This window comes from Cytobacillus sp. Bva_UNVM-123 (assembly GCF_046351715.2).
Classification (GTDB): Bacteria; Bacillota; Bacilli; order Bacillales; family Cytobacillaceae; genus Cytobacillus.
In genome coordinates this window covers 3532032-3555055 of record NZ_CM177772.1, presented here as the reverse complement: position 1 = coordinate 3555055, position 23024 = coordinate 3532032, and the positions used below count along the sequence as shown (strand labels likewise).

Annotated in this window: 19 protein-coding genes, 1 other RNA gene and 1 other annotated feature; of the genes, 17 read left to right on the top strand and 3 right to left on the bottom strand. The window is 37.1% G+C overall.

From position 1 onward, the window contains the following. Window positions 1-10 precede the first annotated feature (10 nt). Entirely contained in the window at window positions 11-661 is a 651-nt protein-coding gene (locus KDN24_RS18255; protein ID WP_409971919.1) for a DUF421 domain-containing protein, read from the top strand. Window positions 662-800: 139 nt separating this feature from the next. Here the strand turns inward: KDN24_RS18255 and spoVB are convergent, their stop codons facing one another. After that, complete coding sequence (spoVB, locus tag KDN24_RS18250) at window positions 801-2363, bottom strand: stage V sporulation protein B (protein WP_409971918.1); 1563 nt, start codon at window positions 2361-2363, stop codon at window positions 801-803. Window positions 2364-2494: 131 nt separating this feature from the next. Between spoVB and KDN24_RS18245 the strand changes: the two genes are divergently transcribed. The 7 genes from KDN24_RS18245 to dtd all read left to right on the top strand — a co-directional run bounded on the left by KDN24_RS18245 (window position 2495) and on the right by dtd (window position 12228). After that, entirely contained in the window at window positions 2495-2791 is a 297-nt protein-coding gene (locus KDN24_RS18245) for a post-transcriptional regulator (protein WP_409971917.1), read from the top strand. A 176-nt stretch (window positions 2792-2967) separates the two neighbouring features. Beyond that, entirely contained in the window at window positions 2968-5238 is a 2271-nt protein-coding gene (gene secDF, locus KDN24_RS18240; RefSeq protein ID WP_409971916.1) for a protein translocase subunit SecDF, read from the top strand. A 137-nt stretch (window positions 5239-5375) separates the two neighbouring features. After that, window positions 5376-6281 carry a cation diffusion facilitator family transporter gene (locus KDN24_RS18235; protein WP_409971915.1) on the top strand — a complete coding sequence of 302 codons (906 nt, stop codon included), beginning with the start codon at window positions 5376-5378 and terminating at the stop codon, window positions 6279-6281. Window positions 6282-6341: 60 nt separating this feature from the next. Further along, the gene (recJ, locus tag KDN24_RS18230; RefSeq protein WP_409971914.1) at window positions 6342-8699 is read left to right on the top strand and encodes a single-stranded-DNA-specific exonuclease RecJ; all 2358 of its coding nucleotides are present in this window, start codon (window positions 6342-6344) and stop codon (window positions 8697-8699) included. Then, window positions 8699-9211 (top strand): adenine phosphoribosyltransferase, encoded by a 513-nt coding sequence (locus tag KDN24_RS18225; RefSeq protein WP_409971913.1) that lies wholly within the window; start codon window positions 8699-8701, stop codon window positions 9209-9211. The genes recJ and KDN24_RS18225 overlap by 1 nt, the downstream gene beginning before the upstream one ends. 368 nt (window positions 9212-9579) lie before the next feature. Then, on the top strand, window positions 9580-11775 hold the full coding sequence (locus KDN24_RS18220) for a RelA/SpoT family protein (RefSeq protein ID WP_409971912.1): 2196 nt from the start codon (window positions 9580-9582) through the stop codon (window positions 11773-11775). Window positions 11776-11787: 12 nt separating this feature from the next. Next, on the top strand, window positions 11788-12228 hold the full coding sequence (dtd, locus tag KDN24_RS18215) for a D-aminoacyl-tRNA deacylase (RefSeq protein ID WP_409971911.1): 441 nt from the start codon (window positions 11788-11790) through the stop codon (window positions 12226-12228). Window positions 12229-12323: 95 nt separating this feature from the next. On the opposite strand, the gene KDN24_RS18210 is transcribed toward dtd, so the two are convergent. Beyond that, the gene (locus KDN24_RS18210; protein WP_409971910.1) at window positions 12324-14108 is read right to left on the bottom strand and encodes an N-acetylmuramoyl-L-alanine amidase family protein; all 1785 of its coding nucleotides are present in this window, start codon (window positions 14106-14108) and stop codon (window positions 12324-12326) included. A gap of 163 nt (window positions 14109-14271) precedes the next feature. Here KDN24_RS18210 and KDN24_RS18205 point away from each other — a divergent pair, with 163 nt between their 5' ends. From KDN24_RS18205 to ssrS, 4 genes are all read left to right on the top strand, one after another. Next, window positions 14272-14448, top strand: a complete 177-nt coding sequence (locus tag KDN24_RS18205; protein WP_409971909.1) for a hypothetical protein — start codon at window positions 14272-14274, stop codon at window positions 14446-14448. Window positions 14449-14502: 54 nt separating this feature from the next. Next, window positions 14503-14746: a binding site (T-box leader), on the top strand. A gap of 65 nt (window positions 14747-14811) precedes the next feature. Then, a complete protein-coding gene (gene hisS, locus KDN24_RS18200) occupies window positions 14812-16080 on the top strand; it encodes a histidine--tRNA ligase (RefSeq protein ID WP_409971908.1) in 1269 nt (422 codons plus the stop codon). A 36-nt stretch (window positions 16081-16116) separates the two neighbouring features. Continuing rightward, a complete protein-coding gene (gene aspS, locus KDN24_RS18195) occupies window positions 16117-17898 on the top strand; it encodes an aspartate--tRNA ligase (RefSeq protein WP_409971907.1) in 1782 nt (593 codons plus the stop codon). A gap of 81 nt (window positions 17899-17979) precedes the next feature. Next, a non-coding RNA gene (gene ssrS, locus KDN24_RS18190) (6S RNA) lies at window positions 17980-18167 on the top strand. 543 nt (window positions 18168-18710) lie between these two features. Here ssrS and KDN24_RS18185 read toward each other — a convergent pair. Further along, complete coding sequence (locus KDN24_RS18185; protein ID WP_409971906.1) at window positions 18711-19667, bottom strand: NAD(P)H-dependent flavin oxidoreductase; 957 nt, start codon at window positions 19665-19667, stop codon at window positions 18711-18713. A 256-nt stretch (window positions 19668-19923) separates the two neighbouring features. Between KDN24_RS18185 and KDN24_RS18180 the strand changes: the two genes are divergently transcribed. From KDN24_RS18180 to KDN24_RS18160, 5 genes are all read left to right on the top strand, one after another. Further along, window positions 19924-20691: a tRNA threonylcarbamoyladenosine dehydratase gene (locus tag KDN24_RS18180; protein WP_409971905.1), complete on the top strand. Its 768-nt coding sequence runs from the start codon at window positions 19924-19926 to the stop codon at window positions 20689-20691. 125 nt (window positions 20692-20816) lie between these two features. Then, window positions 20817-21611 (top strand): hypothetical protein, encoded by a 795-nt coding sequence (locus KDN24_RS18175; RefSeq protein WP_409971904.1) that lies wholly within the window; start codon window positions 20817-20819, stop codon window positions 21609-21611. Between the two features lie 3 nt (window positions 21612-21614). Next, window positions 21615-21998: a GntR family transcriptional regulator gene (locus KDN24_RS18170; RefSeq protein ID WP_409971903.1), complete on the top strand. Its 384-nt coding sequence runs from the start codon at window positions 21615-21617 to the stop codon at window positions 21996-21998. Further along, entirely contained in the window at window positions 21991-22707 is a 717-nt protein-coding gene (locus KDN24_RS18165; RefSeq protein ID WP_409971902.1) for an ABC transporter ATP-binding protein, read from the top strand. Before KDN24_RS18170 ends, KDN24_RS18165 begins: the two co-directional genes overlap by 8 nt. Then, the gene (locus KDN24_RS18160; RefSeq protein ID WP_409971901.1) at window positions 22694-23008 is read left to right on the top strand and encodes a magnetosome magnetite crystal formation protein family; all 315 of its coding nucleotides are present in this window, start codon (window positions 22694-22696) and stop codon (window positions 23006-23008) included. Before KDN24_RS18165 ends, KDN24_RS18160 begins: the two co-directional genes overlap by 14 nt. Window positions 23009-23024: the final 16 nt, after the last annotated feature.

Genomic DNA, 23024 nt, shown 5'->3' with positions numbered 1-23024 from the left:
GGAAGAGTATATGGAGCATTATGGAACGATCGTTTTTCGAACAGTTTTTTTATATATTTTGATTTTACTTATTTTAAGAATCATGGGAAAAAAGGAACTTGGACAGCTTAGTGTAATTGATTTCGTAGTTTCCATTATGATGGCGGAACTAGCTGTATTATCGATTGAAAAGCCAAATTCACCAATACTTTCTAATGTTCTTCCAATGCTGTTGTTGATGATCATTCAAATTATTTTAGCTTTTGCTGCATTAAAAAGCAAAAAATTTCGTGATTTAGTCGATGGAAAACCAACAATCATTATTAATAAAGGAAAGATTGATGAGGAAGCGATGAGGAGGCACCGTTATAATTTAGATGACTTACTCATGCAATTAAGAGGGAAAGACATTCGGAATATAACGGATGTGGAGTTTGCCATTCTAGAAACGACTGGGGAATTATCTGTATTGAAAAAAGAGAAAAAGAAAAAAGGTCATATGACAATACCCCTTATTCTCGATGGTATAATCCAGGAACCTAATCTTATTAAAATAAATCAAACGAATTTTTGGCTAAGGCAACAATTGAGAAAAAGAGGATACCATGACATTCAAAAAATTTCATTTTGCAGCTTTGAAAATGGTCAATTTTTTATCGATTTAATTGATGAAAAAAAGTAGAAGTGTCTTTGTGAGAACTACTATTTTCTAAGGCATTTGCATAAAGAAGATGCGAATGCCTTCGTTTTCAATAATATCAGAGTTTATATCTTTGAAGTTAGATGAGCGTCTAGCTCCAGCGCCTGGCACCTGCGCTTTTCTAACGAAAAGCAAATTTTGATAATGGTCTACCTATGATCGGAATTCGCTTTAATTCATCTTTTGTTACTAAACCCAAAATAATAATAAGACTAGAATATATGAGTGTAATTATACAAGAGATGATTAATATTTGAACGATTATGTGGATACCATCATGCATTTTTTGCAGAAGAGAGTAACCGCTAATACCAGCTATCCCCATGACTAAAAAAATTTTTATATATTCTCGAACATGGAAAGTGAAAGAAATCGTTTTGAGAACAGTTGCAAAATGAAGCAATGTCACGAGGACAAACCCGACAAGCATCCCCATCGCTACCCCGTTTATGCCGAAAGTAGGATTACTAGCTAGGATGAAGATGACTGCCGTTTTGACGATTGCCCCAATCAAACTATTAATCATCGCTGCTCTTGCTAAGTTCATTGCTTGAAGAACCGCCTGTAAAGGAACTTGATAGTAATAAAAGATAAAAAAGGGAGCCATTAATTTAATAAACGGAGCACCGCTAGTCGAGCCATACATAAATGCCATTAATTCATCTGATAACACATATAGAATGATCACTGCTAGTCCACCAGTAATTAATGTAAAGCGGAGTGCCTGCTGTAACCTATATTCAATTAACCGCTTATGATTTCTTGAATTAGCTTCACTTATGGCTGGTACTAATGATGTTGCCAAAGAGTAGGTAATAAAGGATGGCAGCATTAATAGAGGCAAGGCGAAGCCAGTAAGGGCCCCATACTGCTTTGTAGCTGTAATGGCAGCGAAACCAGCAATTGCTAAAGCATGTGAAACAACGATCGGTTCAAAAAACCATGCCAATGACCCGATCATTCGACTTCCAGTTGTCGGAATAGCAATGCTCATTAGTTCATTAAACGTTGACTTACCAGACTTTACATAATGGAAAAATTGTTTTCGAACTTTGAATTTCTTTTTTAGCTTAAAAGTTGTTAGTAAAAATAATAAAGAAGCAAGTTCTCCAATAACAGATGCAAGCATCGCTCCTGCAGCGGCATATTCAATCCCGAATGGAAGAAATGCTTTTGTCATTACAGCGATTAATGATATTCTCACGACTTGCTCGATCACTTGAGAATAAGCGGAAGGTTTCATATTTTGCCGTCCTTGGAAATAACCCCGAATAACTGAAGATATCGCAATAATAGGCACAATTGGGGCAATGGCAAGCAAAGGCAAGTGTGTACGTGAATCAGTGAATAATGTCTCTGATAAATAAGGAGCAAGAATAAGCAATGCTGGAGTAAAGATGACTGAAAGTGATATTGTGATTGTAAGAGACACAACTAATATTTTTTTTATTTTTGCCATATCACCTTTCGCTTCAGCTTCAGCTACATTTTTCGATATCGCTACTGGTAATCCTAGCTGTGTAATGGTAACAACAAGAATTAATGTTGGATAGGCCATCATATAAAGTCCGACACCTTCTTCTCCAATAAACCTTGCAATGACAATCCGATTTATAAAACCAAGGACCCGTGTGACAAGCCCGGCAGCTAATAAGATCATTGTTCCTTTTAAAAACTTAGACATTTGGCTCCCTGCCTTCTCAAAATAGGTGTGATCATATACAATTAACTATATGCAAATAGGTGGACAAAGAATGACAAGCATTTGATTATTATTTGCGTTTACTTAATTTCCACTACAGGGAGGCTTTTGTAATGAATACTAGCCATTTAAATGATTCTCTTCGAAAAGATGTTCAGGTCGTTTTACAAAGTAAGCTAGAGGAATTTTCACTGTTAGGATATGGGCAAGTGTCTGAACAAGAGATTTGGAACTTTTTGATTAGAAAAAAGTGGAGAAAATTAAGTGAACCAAAATTAATTCATGAAATTGTTGAAGATATTTTATCTGTAAAAGTTGGTGAATTTTTCAACTTTGCGACCGTTGAAGCTATTAAAGAAGCTGAATTTGCTTTCGATAATGAGGAAGAGCTTCAAGAACTTTTAAAATAACGAATTTTTTGTATGATACATAGAAAAATTGACAGCTTTTCTAAACTGTTTCATAATGAATAATGGAAATTCCGGTCGCAACATGATTTCTTATTGCTGTGCTCGTTTGGAAATTAGCATGCCGGTTATGTTCGTAGGTCGTAAGTAGGCTCGTAATTAAGGAGGATTTTTTCGTAATGGTAAAGCGCAGTCGTATTGTTGCCTTTTTTCTCATTTTAATTTTATTTGGAAGTTTAGCGGGGACAACAACAAAAGGCATATTAAATGATATTAAGCTTGGATTGGATCTTCAAGGTGGCTTTGAAGTTCTTTATGATGTAGAACCAATTGAAAAAAATGGGCAGAAGATTGATAATGAGGCATTAAAAAGTACTGTAAGTGCTTTAAATGAGCGGATTAATGTTTTAGGTGTAAGTGAGCCTAATATTCAAATTGAAGGCGAAAATCGAATTCGTGTACAACTTGCTGGAGTAACCGATCAAAATGAAGCGCGGGAACTATTGTCTACAGAAGCTACTTTGTCTTTCCGTGATGTTAATGACGTGCAATTAATGGGTGGGGCCGATCTTGCTCCAAAAGGGGCAAAGCCGAGCTTTGACCAAAATGGAAGACCAAGTGTTTCCCTCAAATTAAAAGACGCTAATAAATTTAAAGAAGTCACACAGCGTATCGTTAAGATGGGAGAGCCAAACAATATTCTTGCTATTTGGCTTGACTTTGAAGAAGGGAAGGACTCATTCAAGGCTTTAAACGGTGTCGAAAATGAACATTTGATTTCAGCACCACGAGTAAGTCAAGTTTTTAACCAAGATACTGTTTCCATTGAAGGTAGCTTCACGGTTGAGGAAGCACAGAGATTATCTGATTTACTAAATGCTGGTTCGTTACCTGTAAAATTAACAGAAGTATATTCGACATCTGTTGGTGCTCAATTCGGTGAACAAGCACTAAATAAAACCATTCTTGGTGGAATTGTTGGAATTGCAATCATTTTCTTATTTATGATTGTGTATTACCGTTTCCCTGGATTTATTGCAACTGTGACATTATCTATTTATATATTCTTAATTCTCCTCATTTTTGACTGGATGAATGGTGTCCTGACCTTACCAGGTATTGCTGCCTTAATTCTCGGGGTCGGAATGGCGGTAGATGCTAACATCATCACCTATGAACGAATTAAAGAAGAAATAAGAGTGGGTAGAACGATTAAATCTGCATTTCAAGCTGGAAGTCGTAATTCATTTACTTCCATTTTCGATGCTAATATTACGACAATTTTGGTTGCTGGTGTTTTATTCTTTTACGGTACAAGCTCTGTAAAGGGTTTCGCGACAATGCTGATTATCAGTATTTTAGTCAGCTTTTTGACTGCTGTTTACGGTTCGAGATTATTGCTCGGACTATGGGTGAATAGTAATTTATTTAATAAGAGACCGAGCTGGTTTGGTGTTAAGAAAAGCGATATTCACGATATTGCCGAAAATATTGATACACATGAATTAGCATCAAAATTCGATCGGTTTGACTTTGTTAAGACACGTAAAATTTATTATTATATCTCTGGGATATTAATGGCAGCAGGAATTATCATTGTATCAGTGTTTGGCTTGAATTTAGGAATTGATTTTTCAAGTGGTACGCGTGTTGAAATACACACAAACGACGCTTTGACGAAGGAAGAAATGAAATCTGAACTTGCTACACTTAATATTGAAACAGACGATATCGTTATTTCTGGCAATAATCAAGAAATCGGAGTAGCAAGGTTTAAAGATGTCTTGAATAAGGAAGAAATTGCAAATCTTAAAGCTCATTTCCATAAGAAGTTTGGCTTTGACCCAACTGTTAGTACTGTTTCACCAACTGTAGGAAAAGAGTTAGCGATTAATGCCCTGAAAGCAGTAGGGATTGCTTCAATTGGAATTATTATCTACGTTTCCATTCGTTTTGAAATGAAGATGGCCGTTCCAGCTGTTTTAGCATTGTTACATGATGCCTTCCTGATTATTGTATTCTTTAGTATTACAAGATTGGAAGTAGATGTAACATTCATTGCCGCTATCTTAACGGTCATTGGGTACTCTTTAAATGATACGATTGTTACGTTTGACCGAATGCGGGAAAATATGCAAAAGAAAAAACGCCTGAAATCTTTCGATGATATTGCTGATGTTGTCAATTCTGCCTTACGTCAAGTAATGGTTCGTTCGATCAACACGGTTTTAACAGTGATTATTGCCATATTAGGTATTCTGATTTTTGGAAGTGAATCGATCCGTAATTTCTCTATCGCCTTACTTGTCGGTACATTAATCGGTGTATACTCTTCTATTTTCTTAGCTGCACAAATATGGGTTGACTGGAAAGGAAAAGAACTAAAAGAAAAAGGCGTTATTAAAACAGAAAAAGTTGTGCGTAAGTCAAGTGATGAACCTCAAGTTTAATTTTATAGAAATGAAGCCTCAAGCTATGCTTGAGGTTTTTTTATGGTTACACATGAAAATTCAGCTATGCTCTGAAGTATATATAGATTAAAAACATTTAAACTAGAAACAGTGACTCTTAGGAAGGGCGTGTAGTTTTGGAACAACATGACCGTTTTAAAAAAGCAGAATTTGCGGCAATGCTTGGCATTGTCATAAACATTATCCTTGCAATTCTTAAATGGGCAATCGGTATATATGCAGGAAGTCGAGCATTAATTGCTGATGCTGTCCACTCAGCATCAGACATTGCTGGGTCTTTAGCTGTTTATTTAGGGCTAAAAGCTGCCAAACAACCGCCTGATGAGGATCATCCATATGGTCATGGGAAGGCTGAATCGATCGCTGCCATTATCGTATCCGTACTATTACTACTAGTAGGCTTTGAAATTGGAAAATCATCATTCATCGCCTTTTTTAAGCCCATAGAGGCACCAAAAGCAATAGCTGTTATCGCTGTGATTATTTCAATCATTGTGAAGGAAATCCTATTTCGCTATAAATACAAATTAGGACGTGAGTTAAACAGTGAGGCGCTAATTGTGAATGCGTATGAGCATCGATCGGATGTATACTCTTCCATCGCTGCATTAATAGGGATTGGGAGTGCTATTATTGGCGGAAAACTTGGTTATGACTGGTTAGAATATGCAGATCCAGTTGCAGGTATCATCGTATCACTTATGGTATTGAAAATGGCATGGTCATTAGGGAAGGAATCGATCCACAATACACTTGATCACGTTCTACATGAAGAGGATACAGTTGAATTAAGAAAAGCGGTTGAGACGATTGAAGAAATAAAAAATATCGATGAATTGCATGCAAGAGAACATGGAAGTTACGTCATCATCGATATAAAAGTTTCTGTTGATCCGAATATGACAGTTGAAGAAGGGCATCGAGTTGGAAAAAAGGTGAAGAATAAATTGTTAACTATGAATAATGTCCATAATGTATTTGTTCATATAAATCCATACAATGAAGGAGAACAAGATGTTTAACTTCAATCATTGAAACGAATAAAACCCTCTAGTATAATTAATAGGTTGAGGGGTGAATAGATGTTACAGTCAAAAACACGATGGATTGTTCGTGATTCGAATAAAGAAAAGGAAGCTTTACTTGTTAAGGAATTAAAGATTGCTCCTCTTGTCGCTTCATTACTAGTAAATCGTGGAATGGATACTGTTGAATTAGCACGGTCTTTTTTATTTGATGATGAGCTGGATTTCCATGATCCATTTTTATTAACGAGTATGGATATAGCGGTTTCAAGGATCAAACTCGCGATCGATAAGCAAGAGCCAATCTTAATATTTGGTGATTATGATGCAGATGGTGTGACAAGTACATCAGTCATGATGATGACTCTCCGTGATTTAGGGGCAAACGTTCAATTCTATATTCCTAACCGATTTACAGAAGGATATGGACCAAATATACCTGCATTTCAGTATGCGAAAGATATTGGCATGAAGCTAATCATTACAGTCGATACAGGAATTGCGGCCATTAATGAAGCAAAAGCAGCCAATGAGCTTGGACTAGATTTAATCATCACCGATCATCACGAGCCAGGACCTGAACTGCCTACAGCATTGGCGATTATTCATCCGAAGCTACATAATAGTCCATATCCTTTTAAGGAATTGGCTGGTGTAGGGGTTGCGTTAAAACTAGCACATGCCCTTTATGGAGAAATGCCCAACCATTTACTTGAAATTGCTGCGATTGGCACAATTGCTGATTTAGTATCTTTAAAAGGGGAGAATCGTTTAATTGTCAAACGTGGCCTCAAAAATCTAAAGAATACGAAAAATATCGGGTTGCAATCGTTGTTTAAACGTGCTGGTATAGAACGAAGCGCTATTGACGAGGAATCGATAGGTTTTTTTATTGCACCACGGCTTAATGCTGTTGGCAGACTCGATAGTGCTGATCCAGCTGTACATTTACTTCTTACAAATGATCTTGCTGAAGCAGAATCAATTGCCGAAGAAATTGAACTGTTAAATAAAGAAAGGCAAACCATTGTTAGTGAAATTACGGCACAGGCTATGAAAGAAGTGGAAGAAAAATACTCTAGCAGTGATCATGCAGTCCTTGTCATTTGTCAGGAAGGCTGGAATGCAGGCGTTATTGGAATTGTTGCGTCTAGGCTCGTTGAAAAATATTATCGTCCTACAATCGTTCTTAGCTATGATAAAGAGACTGGCTTAGCGAAAGGCTCTGCTCGTAGTATAGCAGGCTTTGACTTATTTCAAAATCTGTCCAATTGCAGGGATATATTGCCTCATTTTGGCGGCCATCCGATGGCAGCCGGAATGACTTTGAAAATAGAAGATGTTGATGATCTTCGAAAGAGATTAAATTTGGCAGCAAAGCAACAATTAACAGAAGCCGATTTTATTCCTGTTTCACCTGTTGATGGAGAGTTTATTTTACAAGAAATAAGTCTGTCCGCAATAGAGGAAATACAAAGACTCGCCCCTTTTGGGATGGACAATCCAAAACCGAAAATATTAATTAAAGCAGCAAAAATTGCTAGTATGCGAAAGATTGGTGCAAATCAAAATCATTTAAAAATGACGATTGAGGATAATGGTTTCTCTTTAGATGGAGTTGGTTTTGGAATAGGGGATCTTTATGAACAAATTTCTCCTAGTTCAAAAATATCCGTAATTGGTGAATTATCAATAAATGAGTGGAATAATATTCGCAAGCCACAAATATTCCTACAGGATTTAGCTATCGATTCATGGCAGCTTTTCGATATTCGAGGGGTAAAACGTTTTGAAAATATTGTAGGGGTAATTCCGAAAGATCGTCAAAAATGGATTATCTTTCATGAAGAAAATGCGAAAATATTTCAAGAATATTTGGGCGGGGACTTAACGATCGTTAGCTCGTTTGAAGAAGCAGAAACGGTTGATATTGAAAATAATAATGTGATTTTATTAGATCTGCCCCCATCAAAAGACTTGCTCGAAAAATTGTTTGCAAAGAAAAGTCCGGCAAGAATCTATGCCTATTTTTATCAAAAAGATAGTGCCTATTTCAGCACGCTCCCGACTCGAGAGCATTTTAAATGGTTTTATGCATTAATTGTAAAAAAAGGGCCTCTCGATTTAAGACAATACAGAGATGATATTGCAAAGTATAAGGGATGGAGCAGGGAATCAATTGACTTTATGTCACAGGTGTTTTTTGAATTAGATTTTGTTAAAATAAACAATGGATTCATTTCTGTTAATAATGGGGTAATAAAACGTGATTTAACAGATTCACTCACATATATGGAAAGGAACGCACAAAATATTGTAGAAAGTGATTTGCTTTATTCTTCCTATCATGAATTAAAGCATTGGTTTGATGAGGTCATGCAAGGTTTGGGGAAATATGAGGAGGCAATGAAATAATGGATTTAAAACAATATATTACGATTGTGAATGACTGGCCTAAGCCTGGTATTCAATTTAAAGATATTACAACATTAATGGATAATGGTGATGCATATAAATATGCTACTGACCAAATCGTCGAATATGCGCGTGAAAAGCAGATTGAGCTTATTGTAGGGCCTGAAGCACGCGGCTTTATAATTGGGTGTCCTGTTGCTTATTCGCTTGGAGTAGGCTTCGCACCAGTGCGCAAAGAAGGCAAGCTTCCACGTGAGACAATTAAAGTGAGTTATGGACTTGAGTATGGGAAGGATGTCCTTACGATTCACAAAGACGCTATCAAGCCTGGACAGCGAGTTCTTATAACGGATGATCTATTAGCAACCGGAGGAACCATCGAGGCGACCATTAAATTAGTGGAGGAACTTGGTGGAGTTGTTGCAGGAATTGCGTTCTTAATTGAACTATCATATTTAGAAGGTCGCAAAAAGCTTGGAAAATATGATATTCTTACATTAATGGAGTTTTAATTTATGAAAGGGGCGCTAAAGCGCTCTTTTTTTCGACATTCTTTTTAATTTTTCGCAAAAATCGCTTCAATCCCTTTACATCTTCGTTTTTTTTTTCGATAATAGTAGCAATCATTTAAATTTTAACTTCATTCAGCAATGTGTTTTTATTCTTATGTATTGAGAAGTATATAAGCATATAATTTTAACTTTTTAGCTAACTCCTTGTTGAATAAAGTTAAAATGCCTTTGACGATGCTTAGGAGAAATATAATGAGCAAATCTCGATATATTTTTGGGTGAAAGAAAATGCTTAGAAGCGAATTTGTTAAAGGGATTTTAAACGGAAAATGTTAATAGATGAAAAAATTATTAGATAAGGTGATCCCATGGCGAACGATCATGTTCTGACCGCTGAACAAGTCATCGACAGGACAAAAGAATATTTAAATGATGAGCATGCGGCACTTGTACAAAAAGCTTATGAGTTTGCAAAACATGCACATCGTGAACAATATCGAAAATCGGGTGAGCCTTATATCATCCACCCTATTCAGGTGGCAGGTATTTTAGCCGATTTAGAAATGGACCCATCTACTGTTGCAGCAGGTTTTCTTCATGATGTAGTTGAAGACACAACTGTTACATTGTTAGATATTAAGGAAGCCTTCAACGAGGAAGTTGCAATGCTAGTTGATGGCGTGACTAAGCTAGGAAAAATTAAATATAAATCACAAGAGGAGCAGCAGGCGGAAAATCATCGAAAAATGTTTGTTGCAATGGCACAGGATATAAGAGTTATTCTTATAAAGCTGGCAGATAGACTGCATAATATGCGCACATTAAAGCATTTACCAGTTGAAAAACAGCGTCGAATCGCGAATGAAACACTGGAAATATTTGCCCCTCTTGCACACAGATTAGGAATTTCCAAAATCAAATGGGAGCTAGAAGACACAGCTTTAAGATATTTAAACCCTCAGCAATATTATCGCATCGTTAATTTAATGAAAAAGAAGCGCGCTGAACGGGAGCAATATTTAGATGATGTCATTGCGATTATGCGTGAGCGGATGAATGATGTTTCGATTAAATCAGAGATTTCCGGGCGACCGAAGCATATTTATAGCATTTATCGAAAAATGGTTTTGCAAAATAAACAGTTTAGTGAAATATATGACCTCCTTGCTGTTAGAATCGTCGTCAATAGCATTAAAGATTGCTATGCTGTGTTGGGGATCATTCATACTTGCTGGAAACCGATGCCTGGACGATTTAAAGATTATATTGCTATGCCTAAACAAAATATGTATCAATCTCTTCACACAACTGTTATTGGACCGAAAGGTGACCCACTAGAAGTACAAATTCGGACGTTTGAAATGCACCGTATTGCAGAATTCGGGATTGCGGCCCACTGGGCATACAAGGAAGGCAAAAAAGTAGATGAAAGCTCTTCAATCGAGAATAAATTATCATGGTTCCGCGAAATTTTGGAGTTCCAGGATAATACAGTCAATGCCGAAGAATTTATGGAATCACTCAAAATAGACTTATTCTCAGACATGGTATATGTCTTTACTCCGAAAGGAGCAGTGATTGAACTTGCTTCTGGGTCGGTGCCAATAGATTTTGCCTACCGGATTCATTCGGAAATAGGCAATAAAACGATAGGTGCAAAAGTAAATGGAAAGATGGTTACACTTGATTATAAGTTAAAAACTGGCGATATTATTGAAATATTAACATCTAAGCATTCATATGGTCCAAGCCAAGATTGGCTGAAGCTTGCCCAAACATCGCAAGCGAAAAATAAGATTAGACAATTCTTTAAGAAACAAAGAAGAGATGAAAATATTATTAAGGGAAAAGAGCAGATTGAAAAAGAAATTCGTAATATGGATTTCGATTTGAAAGAAATTTTAACAAATGAAAACCTGAAAAAAGTGGCTGAGAAGTTTAATTTCTCTAATATTGAGGACATGTATGCTGCTGTTGGCTATAATGGCGTAACAGGCCTGCAAGTTGCGAATCGTTTAACAGAAAAATGGCGGAAAAAGCGCGATTTAGAACAGAGTTCAGATATTAAAAATGCTGTTTCTGAATTACGAACTTTCCCATCCTCTAAAAAGCACGGTTCAGGTGTTCGAGTTTCTGGAATTGATAATTTGCTCATTCGTCTCTCAAGATGCTGTAATCCAATACCTGGGGATGAAATAGTAGGATTTATTACGAAAGGTAGAGGTGTTTCAGTACATCGAGCTGATTGTACGAATATTGTAACGGATGATGTAAAAACAAGATTAATCCAAGTCGAATGGGAAACAGGATTCAATGATCGTAAGGAATACAACGTTGAAATTGAAATTACTGGCTATGACAGACGAGGATTATTAAATGAAGTATTACAAGCAGTAAATGAGACGAAAACGAATATATCTGCTGTTACGGGACGGTCTGATCGGAATAAAGCAGCTACGATTAATATGACGATCGCCATTAATAATGTCAGCCATTTACAAAAAGTTGTTGATCGGATAAAGCAAATTCCTGATGTATATGCTGTTCGAAGGATTATGAATTAAGGGGTATTTTTGATGCGAGTTGTAGTACAGCGAAGTAAGGAAGCAAGTGTAACGGTTAATGACAAGGTCGTTGGAAGCATTACGAAAGGTTTTGTCCTACTCGTTGGTGTTACACATGAAGATAAAGAAGAAGATGCAGCATTTTTAGCGGAGAAAATTGCGAATCTTCGTGTGTTTGAAGATGAAGAAGGAAAAATGAATTATTCCGTTCTTGATAAAGGTGGAGAAATATTATCCGTCTCCCAGTTCACTCTATATGGTGATTGCCGAAAAGGGCGGAGACCGAATTTTATGGATGCGGCCAAGCCTGAGTATGCATTGAAAATGTATGAGCGATTTAATCATTATCTTCGTGAAAAAGGCTTGAAAGTTGAAACAGGTGAATTTGGTGCGATGATGGATGTACAGCTTACGAATGATGGACCTGTTACGCTAATTTTGGAAAGTAAATAGGAATCTAAAAAATTTTACAGCTAATAGTTTTGCATAAAAGAAAGCTAAGACAATCGTTAAAGGAGAATGTCTTAGCTTTTCTTATTGATAAATGATTAATTTTTAAAGTATTTTGCTAACCCTTGGGTGATTCCTGATGCGACTGCTTCTTGAAATTGACTAGATGTGACAAGCATTTCTTCTGCAGGATTGCTTAAATACCCAAGTTCCATGAGGATAGCACTTCGTTTGTTTTCTCTGAGAACATAATAATCTCCATATCGATAATTGCGATCCTTAATATTTGCGATAGGCACAACGGACTCATGAATATTTGCGGCTAGCTTTTTTTGATAGGAATAGTAATAGTAAGTCGTCATTCCTCTGACACTGCGATCATCTGCACTATCATAGTGGATACTAATAAAAGCATCGGCGTTATTATAATGTGCAGAATAAACTCTAGAAGCTAAGGGAATATATGTATCACTATTGCGAGTAAGTACGACATTTGCTCCAGCTGCTTTAAGTTTGCTATATAAAAGCTGGGCTGTTTTTAATGTTAAAGTTTTTTCAATGGTACCGCTTGTTCCAGTAGTACCATTATCTCTTCCACCATGTCCAGGATCGATAATAATTTTTTTATTTTGTAAATACTTATCAGAGCCTAATTTTTCAACTTGCGGTGCTGAACCATTTACAGAAACAATCCATCCAGCAATAAAACCGCTGCTTCCATCAGAAAGTTTAAGCTCATACCAATCTTTTTGAATGCTTTTAATTGTAAAAGTGTCTCCCTGATTCGCTCTTTTGATTACTTCAGATTGAGTACTAGCATTTTTTCTAATGTTTGATCCATCGTGCATGATCGTGACAGTACTATTTTTCACTTTTTCTCCTGTTGATGGAGAATCATTTTTCCCAGCCTTATCTAAGTACCAGCTAGCAATCCATCCGTAAGCCCCTTTTTTGTATTCAATTTTTGCCCAGTTATTTACTTCCTCAATTATGTTAAAGCTTTGTCCTTTAGAAACAGTAGAGATGGGTTTTCCATCTAAGGAGCCCGTTTTTCTAACGGTTAATGATGTAGCTGTAACCGTTCCAATTTTCCCGATCGCTGACGAAGAAACGGGATCTTGCTTCTTATCATTACTCGAATTAGTAGCGGAATCATTTCCAATTTGCACAAATTCGCTACTAATCCAAGCATTTGTCCCAGAATAAGAGATTTCAGTCCAGTCTCCTTGTTGAGAGATAATTTTGACGGAATCTCCCTCACCTAATTTTCCGATAATCGTACTATTAATGGATGGAGCACTTCGGACATTTAAGATGTTAACGGTTATCCTTCCACTTAAGCTTGCCGTCTGTTCGTTATTAGTTGAACTGTCTTGTAGATTAATAAAATCTTTAGAAACCCAGCCATTTCCATAAGGTGTATTTAACTGTATCCAATCTCCTCTAGTTGAAATGACGTTGTATGAACTCCCCTTATGTATGGTGCCAATAACTTGATTGCTCGTATCAGGGCCTTTTCTAACTCTTAAACCATCAGCTGTTACAATAGCTTTTTTATTAGAATTATTTACAGCAGGTGTAGTTGGCGTTTGTTGACCGCTCCCTTTCGAGACCAGCCAATTTGCAACCCATCCCTTTTCCCCACTTGGCAATTGAATTTCAATCCAATCCCCTTTCTCAGCAAGTAAGGAGTATTGTTCACCTCTTTTTGCTTTCGCTACGATTGGATAACTAAGTCCTGGACCCTTTCGAATATTAATGCTATCGGTTCCAACTTTTACAGATTGACCTGCTGCACTAATTGTTGGGACAGATGGAACCAACCCAAAACTGACAATTAGAATTAGGCACAATATCTTGATGAACTTTTTCTTATTTTGCATATTTAGCCTCCTTCATACTTTCTAACTTCATGCCTAGGTAATATTTCTCTTTTGGCAAATCATTTTCCTGCAAAAATATCAAAATGAAATAATAAATCATTTGGAAGCAATTTCTCTTTTTTGGGAAGAATAGAAGGGAGTGAAAAAACAGAGGGGGATCAAAATGAGATTTGGTGATAAAGGAATGTCAGCACAATTAGGAGAAAATCAGCTTTTTGGCGTGGATTTCCATGATTTTATCCAGAAGGAGCAAGGTTCGAATATGGTTGAATTAGCTTCTGAATTTGGATTATCAGTTAAAGATGTAAAGAAATTAAAAAAATATTTAGAGCGTTCTTAAAGGATCACTATTGACAATGCTCTTTATCATCCGTATTATTATATAAACATTATGAGTAGACCGTTGATGGAGAATAGTAGTTAAACCCCACATGAAAAGAGAAGAAATGTCATAGGCTGAAAGCATTTCTACATGATGATTTAACGAATGAACACTTCGTAGGCTTCTCTCTGAAAGAGCATTTAGCTTTAGTAGGAGATGAACGTAGGCAGGCGTTAACTGTAAAAGTGGAAGCTTAAGTTTATAAGAGCTTCAATTAGGGTGGCACCACGGGAATATTAAAGCTCTCGTCCCTTGTATTATATACAAGGGACGAGAGCTTTTTCATGTGTACATAAATTGATTTATTGGAGGAATGAAGGAATGTCTATAAACATACCAAGGGGGACACAAGATATTCTCCCTGGAGAAGTAGAGAAATGGCAGCTTATTGAAAAAAAAGCAAGAGAACTTTGTGAAAAATTTCAATATCAAGAAATTCGAACTCCTATATTTGAACATACAGAATTATTTTTACGCAGTGTTGGAGATACAACAGATATCGTTCAAAAGGAGATGTATACATTTAAAGATCGTGGAGATCGAAGTGTTACACTAAGACCTGAAGGCACCGCTCCAGTTGTACGCTCATATGTGGAAAATAAAATGTATGGGGATGCGAGTCAGCCGATTAAGCTCTACTATATGGGACAAATGTTCCGTTATGAACGGCCGCAAGCCGGGCGTTATCGCCAATTTGTTCAGTTTGGCGCTGAAGCCATCGGAAGTGCTGACCCAGCAATAGACGTTGAAATTATTGCTCTAGCGATGACTCTCTATCAATCATTAGGCTTAAAGAAGCTGAAGCTTGTCATTAACAGTTTAGGAGATAAATCAAGCAGAGCTGCGCATAGAGAGGCTTTAATCAATCATTTTAGCCCTAGGATTGATGAGTTTTGCTCTGACTGTCAAAGCAGACTAGAGAAAAACCCAATGCGAATTTTGGATTGTAAGCAAGACCGTGATCATGAATTAATGAAGACAGCACCATCGATTATTGATTACTTGAATGATGAATCAAAAAGCTATTTTGGAAAAGTACAGCAATATTTAACAGCTTTAAATATTCCATTTGAGGTTGACCCAAATCTTGTAAGAGGGCTCGATTATTATAATCATACCGCTTTTGAAGTGATGAGTGAGGCTGAAGGCTTCGGCGCAATTACAACTCTTTGTGGAGGCGGACGATATAACGGGTTAACGGAAGAAATTGGGGGACCAGAAGCACCGGGAATTGGCTTTGCAATGAGTATTGAACGTTGTATCGCCGCCTTGGCTGCTGAGAAAATTACTCTGCCAACTCGCGAAGGGATTGATTGTTACCTTGTAGCACTTGGTGAGGAAGCAAAAGATTATACAGTAGGTTTACTTTACAAGCTGCGTCAAGCAGGCTTTTCTGCTGAAAGGGATTACTTAGATCGAAAAATAAAAGCTCAATTTAAAGCAGCAGACCGAATCAATGCAAAGTATGTGGCAATTTTAGGTGAAGATGAACTAAAAGCGAACAAAATAAATTTAAAGTCGATGGAGACTGGTGAACAGACTGAAATCGAGCTTGATTTATTTATCGAAAAATTTATGGCACTTCATTAAGGAATGGCTAAAGCTTGAATTATAGGAGGAATAATCATGTTTGGGAGAACATTTTACTGCGGAGAAGTAACTGAAGCCGCAATTGGAGAAAAGGTTATATTAAAAGGATGGGTACAGAAGCGCCGCGACCTCGGTGGTTTGATTTTTATTGACTTGCGTGACCGTACAGGTCTTGTTCAGGTTGTGTTTAATCCTGAGGTTTCTGAAGAAGCTCTTTCTATCGCAGAAAAGGTAAGAAACGAGTTTGTTCTTGATATTGAAGGGACGGTTATCCCTCGACAAGAAGGTACAGTAAACGAGAATTTAAAAACAGGACAAATTGAAATAAAAGCTGAGAAAATAACGATTTTAAATGAATCGAAAACACCTCCTTTTTCTGTCGATAGTAAGACCGAAGTGTCCGAAGATATACGTCTTAAATATCGCTATCTTGACTTAAGAAGACCTGTTATGTTTGAAACCTTTAAAATGCGCCATCAAGTAACAAAAGTAATGAGAACTTTCCTTGATGAAGCGGGATTCCTTGATGTGGAAACCCCGATTTTAACGAAGAGCACCCCTGAAGGTGCACGTGATTATTTAGTACCAAGCCGGGTTCATCCAGGAGAATTTTATGCATTGCCACAATCTCCACAAATTTTTAAGCAATTGTTAATGGTAGGTGGATTTGAACGTTATTATCAAATTGCCCGCTGTTTCCGTGATGAAGATTTACGTGCTGACCGTCAGCCAGAATTTACGCAGCTTGATATTGAAATGAGCTTTATGAGCCAGAATGATATTATGGATTTAATGGAGAACATGATGAAACAAATCATGAAGGAAGTAAAAGGCCTTGATATCCAAACTCCATTTCCTCGCATGATTTATCAAGAAGCGATGGATCGTTACGGCTCTGATAAGCCGGATACACGCTTTGCAATGGAATTAGTCGATTTATCCGAAATTCTGAAGGAGTCAGGCTTTAAAGTTTTTGCGAGTGCAATAAGTTCAGGTGGGCAAGTAAAAGCAATTAATGTGAAGGGTGGAGCAACACAATATTCCAGAAAAGATATTGATGCTTTAACAGAATTTGTTTCACGTTATGGTGCGAAAGGGCTTGCTTGGCTAAAGGCAGAAGAGGATAGCTTGAAAGGGCCAATCTCGAAGTTTGTAATAGATGAAGAGCAAGCTGCCATAAAAGCTTCATTGTCTGTTGAGAATGGTGACCTTCTCCTATTTGTTGCAGATAAGAAAAATGTCGTAGCAGACGCGCTTGGTGCTTTACGTTCAAAGCTTGGTAAAGACCTCGGACTTATTGACGAAAGCAAGTTTAACTTCCTGTGGGTTACAGATTGGCCGTTGCTTGAATATGAAGAAGTGGAAGGCAGATATTATGCTGCCCATCATCCATTCACAATGCCATTTAGAGAAGATTTAGATCTTCTTGATAAAGATCCAAGTCAAGTAAGGGCGCAAGCATATGACCTTGTCTTAAATGGCTATGAGCTTGGCGGAGGCTCTCTCCGTATTTTTGAACGAGAGATCCAAGAAAAAATGTTTCATGTCCTTGGTTTTACAAAGGAGGAAGCATACGCTCAGTTTGGATTTTTATTGGAAGCATTCAATTATGGAACTCCGCCACATGGTGGAATTGCACTCGGCCTTGATCGACTTGTTATGCTTCTTTCCGGAAGAACGAATCTTCGTGACACAATCGCATTCCCGAAAACAGCAAGTGCAAGCTGTTTAATGACTGAAGCACCTAGTGAAGTAGATATAGCTCAATTAGATGATTTGCATTTAGCATTAAATATTCAAAAGACAGAGAAGGAATAGGTCATTCCTCCTCTTTAGCAGTTTTCCGTAAGCTTGCTTGAAAGAGGATAGTGGATATGATAAAATACAGGTAATCAAAAAAGAGTCCTGATGTGTTCGTTGTACAACCTAAATTTTGACCGAACATCTTTCCTTCGGGAGTCTGGAGTTTTTCAGTTGCGTAAATGCCTCTAACAAGAGGACTTACAGAATACTGAAAGCAGGACACCCACCTGCTATATGCGGGTTCAAAATGAAGGCACTCAAGCGACGGCACGATTGGGGCTCTTTTACATACTGAATTGAAAAGCCATGCTATTCATATAGCATGGCTTTTTTTCATTGATTGGAAAGTCGCTGATAAAATCGGAAAAAGACCGATATACTCGGAAAAAGGCCGATATACTCGGAAAAGGCCGATATAAACGGAAAAAGGCCGATATAAACGGAAAAAGGCCGATATAAACGGAAAAAGGCCGATATACTCGGAAAAAAACCGATATAATCGGAAAGAGCCCGATAAAATCGGAAAAAGACCGATATACTCGGAAAAAGGCCGATATACTTGGAAAGAGACCGATATAATCGGAAAAAGGCCGATATAATCGGAAAGAGCCCGATATACTTGGAAAAAGACCGATAAAATCGGAAAGAGACCGATATACTTGGAAAAAGACCGATATCATGAGAAAGTTGCTGTTATCCTTGAAAAAAAGGCGGTTATCTATGGTTATAGCTGTTTAAAATTAAGAAATATATAGTATTATCGAACTCTTTTTCAATTAAAATAAAAAAGCGAAAGCACTTAGCTTCGCTTTTCTTATAAAAGTCATTTATGAAGTCGCTAATGTATATTCAGCAGCAATATTTTGAATGATTTTCTGTACAGGTAATATGCTCTTTATTTCAGCTACTCTTGCCCCAGCAAATACAAGGCCGTTCTCAACATCCCCGCCGACGGATTTTAACAGAGAATCTAATGTGCAAAAACGGTAAGAACAATTTTTTAAGCAATCATGACATTTCGTGATTTTTACTTTTGCAGCTCCACTAATTAAATCGGTAAATTTATTTTTGATGGCACGGCCTTGTAAGCCGACAGTTGTTTTTACAAGGATTGTATCCTCTTTTCTTGCGTTCACATACTTTTCTTTAAAAGAAAGGGGTGCATCACATTCCTCACTCGCTACGAATCTCGTTCCCATTTGTACACCAGAAGCTCCTAACTGAACGGCCTTCGCCAAATCTTCTCCTGTCATAATTCCACCTGCCGCAATAACTGGAATGCTAACAGCCTCTACTACTTCAGGAAGGATTTCAAATAAAGGTTGATCTGTTCCGAGATGCCCACCTGCTTCACAGCCCTCAACCACTATTGCTGCAGCACCGAGTCTTTCAGAAATTTTTGCTAGCTTTGCAGAGGAAACGATAGAAATGACAGGAATCCCATACTCTCTGCCCCAAGCATACATATCCCGAGAAATTCCAGCTCCTGAAATAATAAAATCAACTTTTTCCTCCATCGCTGCTTTCATTTTCTCAGCAAAATCATTCATTGCGAATAATACATTCACTCCAATATAGCCTTTTCCATTTGTTAGCTTTTTAGCTTTTTGAATATGGGCTCGTAATTCTTCAGTTGAAATTCCAGTACCAGAAATAATGCCGATTCCTCCTGCGTTCGCAACAGCCGAAGCGAGACTGCTCAGTGAGATCCCAACGCCCATCCCACCTTGGAGAATCGGAAACTTTGGAGTCATGTGGCCAATTTTTAATTGTGGTAAATTCAATATAAATACCCCCATTTCATTTATTAATTGCTTAATCGTATCATCCTGTTTTAGAAAAAAATAGTGACACTTGTCATCAGGTAATAATAGTTGCTATAATTTACTGGTGACAATTTTGTGACAATTAATATGAATAACTTAAATTTGTTAAGGCGTAAACTCCTATTGAAGTACTTATTTTTATTGGAAAGTATGTTATATTCTTAAACGGGTAAACCAAAATAGACAATATTTAAGTTGTATGGAGTTGAGATACATGTTACATCAGTTTTCGAGAAATGAGCTTGCTATAGGGAAGGAAGGGCTTGAAAAGATGAAGAACAGCACGGTTGCTGTTCTAGGTGTTGGCGGTGTCGGAACATTTGCTGCTGAAGCTTTAGCAAGATCGGGTGTTGGACGGCTCGTGCTTGTTGATAAAGATGATGTTGATATTACAAATGTAAACAGACAAATCATTGCTTTGCTTTCAACAGTTGGGCAACCAAAGGTTGATTTAATGAAGGAAAGAATTAAAGATATTAATCCTGACTGTGAAGTCATTGCATTGAAGATGTTCTATACTGAAGAAACATATGAGCAGTTTTTTGAGCAGGGATTAGACTTCGTCGTCGATGCCTCTGACACAATTTCGTATAAAATTCATTTGATTAAAGAATGCTTAAAAAGAAATATCCCGATGATTTCAAGTATGGGTGCAGCTAATAAAATGGACCCGACTCGTTTTCAAATTGCTGATATTTCGAAAACTCATACTGATCCAATTGCAAAGGTGATTCGAACACGTTTACGAAAAGAGGGAATTAAGAAGGGAGTTCCTGTTGTATTCTCAGATGAAAGTCCTATTGTCATTCGGGAAGATGTTCGGAAAGTGGTTGGAAAGGATGACGCAGACATCCGCAAAGCTAAAATGCCTCCTTCATCTAATGCATTTGTGCCTTCCGTTGCTGGGCTTGTTATGGCTAGCTATGTTGTAAGACAATTATTGGGTGATGTAAAAATTAATCGTGTAAAGAACGATAACTAGAGTTTTACAAAGATCTAGCTCTTAAAAAGGGCTAGGTCTTTTTTTGTGAAAAGAGTTGACTTTACTTAATGTAACAGTGTACTATCTAACTAGAACACTGAAATGCTAATACAGGAGGAGATTCCATGAGGGCCTTTACTGGTTTATTTATAAAAGAACTAAAGCTTTCGAAAAACTTATTTTTACTTAGTCTATTGGCGATGTTCATAATTGTTTTACTCGCAGTAGGTTTACAAAGGTATTTTCATGAACCTCAAATTTTCGCTGTTATAACATTAACGATCTTTTTTATGCATGTATTTTTCATGCCGGCTTTCTTATTCAATTCCCTAAAAACAGAAGCTCAGACACAATTGTGGATGCATAATCCCAACAGCGGTTCAAAGCTGTTTTTGGCTAAATTGTCATCATGTGCATTCTATTTTTTATTTTCAATTGTTATCGCATTAATATTAGCAGTATGGGGAATTAATCAAGCCATTTTACCTGAGGTCCTGGCTACTGATTCACCGCTCGCACAGCCGATGTCAAATTTATTGTTCTCTGGATTTATCATCTTTTTTATGTCGGTCTTTTTAGGAATTTGGGTTTTATTTTTTTGGACCTTCTATCATGCATTAAAAAACATCCCAATTATTAGGAACTTACGTTGGCCAATTATGATTGGTATTTGGCTTCTCCTATCATTTGTTGAAAACTATGTAACAAATCTCCCGATATACCAAAAGATGATAAGGATTGGTACGATTAAGATTGATTCAATTCCTTTTATTCGTTTTGAAACGGGAGCACATTCCTTCACAGCTGGGGTTCATGATGCAGCTGGTTTATCCATTATGAACTGTATTATTTATCTAGTCATTATTGTCATCGTTTTTATTTGTGCAGTTTGGCTTTTAGAGCGGAAAGTCGAGGTGTAAGCTATGGGTGAAGAATTTGAAAATTCGAAGCCGATTTATATGCAAATTATTGATAAAATTAATCAACAAATTATTCGCGGCAAAATTTCACCAGGAAATAAACTTCCGTCAGTACGTGAAATGGCCGTGCAAATGGGTGTCAATCCAAATACGATTCAGCGAACTTACAGTGAATTGGAGAGGATGGAAATCGTGGAAACAAGGCGTGGGCAAGGAACATTCGTTACCGAGAATATAAATTTGATTAAGGAATTAAAAATTCGATTGCAAATGGATATTATTGAAGCATTTGTTATCAATATGAAAGAGCTTGGTTTTACAGAAGAGGAAATGCTCTCCGGCTTACACGAGTTCATTAAAGGAAAACGGGGGGATTGGCATGATTGAGTTTCAGCAAGTAACAAAAAAATATGGTGGTGAATTTGGCCTAAATGATGTTTCCTTCACACTTGAAAAAGGAAAGATCTATGGTTTGCTGGGTCCAAATGGAAGCGGGAAGTCAACGACATTAAAGCTGATTGCAGGCTTGGCGCATCCATCATCAGGTAAAGTTATTGTCGATGGAAAGATAGCAGATCGAAAAATTGCTCGAGATGTTGCCTATTTAACTGAACTTGATATGTTTTATGACCCATTTAAAGTGAAAGATATGATTGAATTTTATGACTCTCAATTTCCTGATTTTCGCCGTGATCGTGCAAATGAATTGTTACAATTTATGAATCTAGAAGAGACAAAAAAAATCAAACAATTATCTAAAGGAAATCGTGGCCGATTGAAGCTCGTGCTTTCACTAGCTAGGGAGGCTAAAGTTTTATTATTGGATGAGCCATTTTCTGGGCTTGATCCGATGGTAAGAGAATCGATTGTGAAGGGCTTGCTCTCTTATTTAGATTTTGAAAACCAGACCGTTGTCATTGCCACACATGAAATTGATGAAATTGAGCCTCTTCTTGATGAAGTATTAGCATTACAAAATGGGAAAATCATCGACCGTCAAAATGTGGAGGAGCTAAGAGCGTCGAAAGGCATGTCTGTCATTGGATGGATGAAGCAAACATTTTCACAAAAAGGAGGAGAAAATGAATACAAATAAGCTACTATCATCACTAAATTATTTTAGTGTCTTTTTTGCAGGGTTTATCCTTCCGATTATCGTCTATTTTGTTAGTGAGGATAAAAAAGTGAAAACTCATGCAAAAAGAGCATTGTTTTCCCATCTTACTGTCTTTATTCCTATGCCATTTGTGATTTACGGCATTTTTGAAGGAGCAGCTACGGATACGCTATCACCGTTTTTTATTGTCAGTATTTCCGTATTCTTCATTATAAATTTCGTTGTCGTCATTTGGAATTTAGTCAATGGGATAAAGATTATTGCGAAGGAAGAATTTTAACTTTTATTACAGGGAG

What these genes read in the sequence shown, in the direction of transcription:
- KDN24_RS18255 (WP_409971919.1), top strand. Translation starts at nt 11, where the DNA reads ATGGAGCATTATGGAACGATCGTTTTTCGAACAGTTTTTTTATATATT.
- spoVB (WP_409971918.1), bottom strand. Translation starts at nt 2,363, where the DNA reads ATGTCTAAGTTTTTAAAAGGAACAATGATCTTATTAGCTGCCGGGCTT.
- KDN24_RS18245 (WP_409971917.1), top strand. Translation starts at nt 2,495, where the DNA reads ATGAATACTAGCCATTTAAATGATTCTCTTCGAAAAGATGTTCAGGTC.
- secDF (WP_409971916.1), top strand. Translation starts at nt 2,968, where the DNA reads ATGGTAAAGCGCAGTCGTATTGTTGCCTTTTTTCTCATTTTAATTTTA.
- recJ (WP_409971914.1), top strand. Translation starts at nt 6,342, where the DNA reads ATGTTACAGTCAAAAACACGATGGATTGTTCGTGATTCGAATAAAGAA.
- KDN24_RS18225 (WP_409971913.1), top strand. Translation starts at nt 8,699, where the DNA reads ATGGATTTAAAACAATATATTACGATTGTGAATGACTGGCCTAAGCCT.
- KDN24_RS18220 (WP_409971912.1), top strand. Translation starts at nt 9,580, where the DNA reads ATGGCGAACGATCATGTTCTGACCGCTGAACAAGTCATCGACAGGACA.
- dtd (WP_409971911.1), top strand. Translation starts at nt 11,788, where the DNA reads ATGCGAGTTGTAGTACAGCGAAGTAAGGAAGCAAGTGTAACGGTTAAT.
- KDN24_RS18210 (WP_409971910.1), bottom strand. Translation starts at nt 14,108, where the DNA reads ATGCAAAATAAGAAAAAGTTCATCAAGATATTGTGCCTAATTCTAATT.
- KDN24_RS18205 (WP_409971909.1), top strand. Translation starts at nt 14,272, where the DNA reads ATGAGATTTGGTGATAAAGGAATGTCAGCACAATTAGGAGAAAATCAG.
- hisS (WP_409971908.1), top strand. Translation starts at nt 14,812, where the DNA reads ATGTCTATAAACATACCAAGGGGGACACAAGATATTCTCCCTGGAGAA.
- aspS (WP_409971907.1), top strand. Translation starts at nt 16,117, where the DNA reads ATGTTTGGGAGAACATTTTACTGCGGAGAAGTAACTGAAGCCGCAATT.
- KDN24_RS18180 (WP_409971905.1), top strand. Translation starts at nt 19,924, where the DNA reads ATGTTACATCAGTTTTCGAGAAATGAGCTTGCTATAGGGAAGGAAGGG.
- KDN24_RS18175 (WP_409971904.1), top strand. Translation starts at nt 20,817, where the DNA reads ATGAGGGCCTTTACTGGTTTATTTATAAAAGAACTAAAGCTTTCGAAA.
- KDN24_RS18170 (WP_409971903.1), top strand. Translation starts at nt 21,615, where the DNA reads ATGGGTGAAGAATTTGAAAATTCGAAGCCGATTTATATGCAAATTATT.
- KDN24_RS18165 (WP_409971902.1), top strand. Translation starts at nt 21,991, where the DNA reads ATGATTGAGTTTCAGCAAGTAACAAAAAAATATGGTGGTGAATTTGGC.
- KDN24_RS18160 (WP_409971901.1), top strand. Translation starts at nt 22,694, where the DNA reads ATGAATACAAATAAGCTACTATCATCACTAAATTATTTTAGTGTCTTT.